General features: G+C 72.3%; 5 protein-coding genes. 1 reads left to right on the forward strand and 4 read right to left on the reverse strand.

Annotated features, from left to right (window positions below; genetic code table 11):
- Nucleotides 1-162: 162 nt before the first annotated feature.
- The 4 genes from B7767_RS26520 to B7767_RS26535 form a co-directional block, all read right to left on the reverse strand.
- Complete coding sequence (locus tag B7767_RS26520; protein WP_085574396.1) at nucleotides 163-429, reverse strand: hypothetical protein; 267 nt, start codon at nucleotides 427-429, stop codon at nucleotides 163-165.
- A gap of 178 nt (nucleotides 430-607) precedes the next feature.
- Nucleotides 608-835, reverse strand: coding sequence for a DUF3107 domain-containing protein (locus B7767_RS26525; protein WP_019522837.1), 228 nt, complete (start codon nucleotides 833-835; stop codon nucleotides 608-610).
- Between the two features lie 153 nt (nucleotides 836-988).
- A complete protein-coding gene (locus B7767_RS26530) occupies nucleotides 989-1,633 on the reverse strand; it encodes a TetR/AcrR family transcriptional regulator (protein WP_085574399.1) in 645 nt (214 codons plus the stop codon).
- Between the two features lie 199 nt (nucleotides 1,634-1,832).
- The gene (locus B7767_RS26535; protein ID WP_085574397.1) at nucleotides 1,833-2,060 is read right to left on the reverse strand and encodes a hypothetical protein; all 228 of its coding nucleotides are present in this window, start codon (nucleotides 2,058-2,060) and stop codon (nucleotides 1,833-1,835) included.
- Between the two features lie 244 nt (nucleotides 2,061-2,304).
- Here B7767_RS26535 and B7767_RS26540 point away from each other — a divergent pair, with 244 nt between their 5' ends.
- Complete coding sequence (locus B7767_RS26540; protein ID WP_085574398.1) at nucleotides 2,305-3,360, forward strand: alpha/beta fold hydrolase; 1,056 nt, start codon at nucleotides 2,305-2,307, stop codon at nucleotides 3,358-3,360.
- Nucleotides 3,361-3,788 lie beyond the last annotated feature (428 nt).

Below are 3,788 nucleotides of genomic sequence, written 5' to 3' on the forward strand. Positions count from 1 at the left end.
ACGAGGTCCGGGCGTCCGGGCGACGCGGGGCACCACAGGGGCGCCCCTGCGGTGCCGTGGTCGAGCGGAGCGGATCCCGGTGCCGTGTGCCGCGGTGCCGGGGCTCGCGGGCCGGGCGCCGCACCCGACCGGTTCACCCCCGCCGCCACCGACGGCGACCGGTCAGGCGGTCGCCGACCGGCGCAGTCTTCCCGCCGGGCGCAGCAGCAGCGACAGGGACGCCACGGACACGATCACCGCGCCGAGCAGGACCGTCAGCATGTTCCCGGCGTCCAGCGCGGTGTGCATGAGGAAGGCGCCGAACAGCGCCCCGGCCACGCCGGTCGGCAGGACCAGGGCGCGGGTGGGAAGACGATGCGGCAGACGGCGGGCGGCCACCCACGCCAGAGCCAGGCCGAGGATCGCGGAGCTGAGCGCTTCCAAGAGCATGTCGGGGTCCCTCCCACATGGCCGGCCTGCTCACATCGGTCGTAGCCCGGTTTACCCCTGACCTGCGGAATCCAATCCTCCTCCGTGGAGGACCTGTGCGCCGTCCGTGAACACGTGGAGGGCCCGGCGGTCTCGCACCGCCGGGCCCTCCACACGACCACTCGACTGCCGGTCGCGCCTACAGCGCGCCGAAGCCCACCTTGCGCGGGGCCGGCTCGCCGATCTCGACGTAGGCGAGACGGTCGGCCGGGACCAGGATCTTGCGGCCGTGCTCGTCCACGAGGCTCAGCAGCTGCGACTTCCCGGCCAGCGCCTCGGCCACCACGCGCTCGACCTCCTCGGCGCTCTGACCGCTCTCCAGAACGATCTCGCGGGGCGCGTGCTGCACGCCGATCTTGACCTCCACGGCTATGTCCCTCCGACGGTCAGTGAAGTGCGCGACCTTCCGCGCCGTACCAGCACACATTAGCCCGGTGAGGGGACGTACACGTTGCGCCCGGCAACGCCAGGAGCGAACAGCCGACGGGAACAAACGGCCGCCGGCGCCCGCCCGCCTTCCTCAGTGGTGCTGTTCGTTGCCGTGCAGCGGGAACCCCGCGATGCCCCGCCAGGCCAGCGAGGCCAGCAGCTGCACCGCCTGGTCGCGCGGCACGCTGCGGTCGCTGTGCAGCCAGGACCGCGCCACCACCTGGGCGAGACCGCCGAGCCCCGAGGCGAGCAGCATCGACTCCGCCCGCGACAGCCCGGTGTCCTCGGCGATCACGTCGCAGATCGCCTCCGCGCACTCGTTGGTCACCTTGTCGACGCGCTCGCGCACGGCGGGCTCGTTCGTCAGGTCCGACTCGAAGACCAGACGGAACGCCCCGCCGTCGTCCTCGACGTACGTGAAGTAGGCGTCCATGGTCGCCCGCACGCGCTGCTTGTTGTCCGACGTCGACGCCAACGCGTGGCGCACCGACTGGATCAGGGCCTCGCAGTGCTGGTCCAGCAGGGCGAGATACAGATCGAGCTTGCCCGGGAAGTGCTGGTAGAGCACCGGCTTGCTGACGCCCGCGCGCTCGGCGATGTCGTCCATCGCGGCCGCGTGGTAGCCCTGCGCGACGAAGACTTCCTGGGCGGCGCCCAGCAGCTGGTTCCGCCGGGCACGGCGTGGCAGGCGTGTACCCCTCGGGCGTACCGCGTCTGTCTGCTCGATGGCTGTCACGCCGCCTCCCATTGTCGTCCACGTGCGGTGTGAGCCGCGCCGCCATCGTACTTTTCGGTAACCGTGGTGTGCGCGGTGAGAGGGCAGAATTTCACGGACCGGACGGCGGTGAAAGCCATACGGACGGTTTCAAAAGCTGTCAGAGCGGGCAAGAAGTTTCCTCCTCACTGCTCGACGACGGTCCTTGTCGGTGTGCTCGTCACCGGTAGTCGTCCTCGTCGAGGGAGACGACCCTGGCCTGTTCCATCAGGTCCGCCTCGCTGGCGCGGTCGGGATCGATGCCGGTCATCGGGTCGTCGCGGTCCGGCTTCACCTCCGCGTGCTGCTCGGCCGCGTCGACCTCGGGCGCCTCGACGTCGAACTCCTCGTCCTCACGGGCGTCCTCGTCCTCCACGAACGTCTCGGGGTCGGTCGGATCTACGGCCATGCCGGGCTCCCTTCCTGCGAACGTCTGCTGCGAACGCCCCCTGGGACTGCGGGGGCGATGTGCGGGTGCCCTCCCTACGAGCCTAGGAGACACCCGATCCGGACGCTATGCGATCCGCGACCGGGACGTGACAGGGAGCGCACGAGGGGAACCGCACCCTGTGGCGGTGCGGGACCCGCTCCTCGTGACGGCCTGTGACGGCGAACACATGAACCAGTGCGTGATCGTCTCGTAACATTGCCGCATGTCTTCGACCGAGCTGCCGTCCGTGCCGCCCGCAAACGTGCTTCCCGAGGTGGCGGCGGTCAGGGTCGCGGAGGGCGAGCGGCTCAGGTCGGTGGAGCTGCCCGGGGTCACCCTGTCGGTACGGTCCCGGCCGCCCGCGCGGAAGGGGCTGCCACCCGCTCTCCACGTCCACGGACTCGGCGGCTCCTCGCTGAACTGGTCGGCGCTCATGTCGCTGCTGGACGACGTCGTCGACAGCGAGGCCGTCGACCTGCCGGGCTTCGGGGACTCCCCGCCCCCGGACGACGGCGACTACTCCATCACCGCGCACGCACGCGCGGTGATCCGTTATCTCGACGCGACCGGCCGCGGCCCGGTACACCTCTTCGGCAACTCGCTCGGCGGCGCGGTCTCGACCCGTGTCGCCGCCGTGCGCCCCGACCTCGTCCGCACCCTCACGCTCGTGTCACCGGCCCTGCCGGAACTGCGGGTGCAGCGCACCGCCGTCCCCACGGGGCTGCTGGCGGTGCCCGGCATCGCACCGCTGTTCACCCGGATCACCCGCGAGTGGACGGCGGAACAGCGCGTCCGGGGCGTGCTGCGGCTCTGCTACGGCGACCCCGCGCGGGTGTCGCCGGAAGGGTTCCGCAACGCCGTGCAGGAGATGGAGCGGCGGCTGCGGCTGCCGTACTTCTGGGACGCGATGGCACGCTCCGCGCGGGGGCTCGTCAACGCGTACACGCTGGGCGGCCAGCACGGACTGTGGCGCCAGGCCGAGCGGGTGCTCGCGCCGACCCTGCTCGTCTACGGCGGCCGGGACCAGCTCGTCGGCTTCCGCATGGCCCAGCGGTCGGCGCGCGCCTTCCGGGACTGCCGGCTGGTGACGATCCCGGAGGCGGGGCACGTCGCGATGATGGAGTACCCCGGGACGGTGGCCCTCGCCTTCCGCGAACTCCTCGCGGATGCAACGGATTCGGCGGATCAGGGGGATACTGGTGAGCCGGGCGCGCAGGGCGCTCCGGGTTCATCCGCCGACGCCGGTGGGGAGACCACCGCCGAGAACATGAGGGGCTGAGGCGCGACGTGGGACGCCACAGCCGTCGTGGACCCGCCCCGAAGGGCGACGCCGCGGACAGGAGCGCCGTACGGGAAGGCCGTTCGGCACCGGGCGATTCGTCGGGATCCGGACAGGCGGGCAGACCGCGGCAGCCGGACGGTCCGGCCCCGCGCCGGACGCCCGCACCTCCACCGCAACAGGGACCGGCCCAGGGATACGGGCCTCCTCCTCCGGCGTACGGAACGGCGGGGTACGGGACACCGGCAGGCGGAACGCCGCGCTTCCCGGACGGCACGCCCGCGCACGGCGTCCCGCGCTTCCCGGACGCGGTACCTGCGCACGGCGTCCCGCGCTTCCCGGACGGCACGCCCGCGCACGGCGTCCCGCGCCTGCCGGACGGATGGCTCCCGGGCGGTGCGCCCGCGCAGGGCGGCGTCCCGCGCCTG

Origin of the sequence: Streptomyces sp. 13-12-16, assembly GCF_002114215.1 — a bacterium.
Classification (GTDB): Bacteria; Actinomycetota; Actinomycetes; order Streptomycetales; family Streptomycetaceae; genus Streptomyces.

Excerpts from the sequence above, each read along its gene's own strand:
- B7767_RS26520 (WP_085574396.1), bottom strand. The coding sequence starts at position 429 with ATGCTCTTGGAAGCGCTCAGCTCCGCGATCCTCGGCCTGGCTCTGGCG.
- B7767_RS26535 (WP_085574397.1), bottom strand. The coding sequence starts at position 2,060 with ATGGCCGTAGATCCGACCGACCCCGAGACGTTCGTGGAGGACGAGGAC.
- B7767_RS26540 (WP_085574398.1), top strand. The coding sequence starts at position 2,305 with ATGTCTTCGACCGAGCTGCCGTCCGTGCCGCCCGCAAACGTGCTTCCC.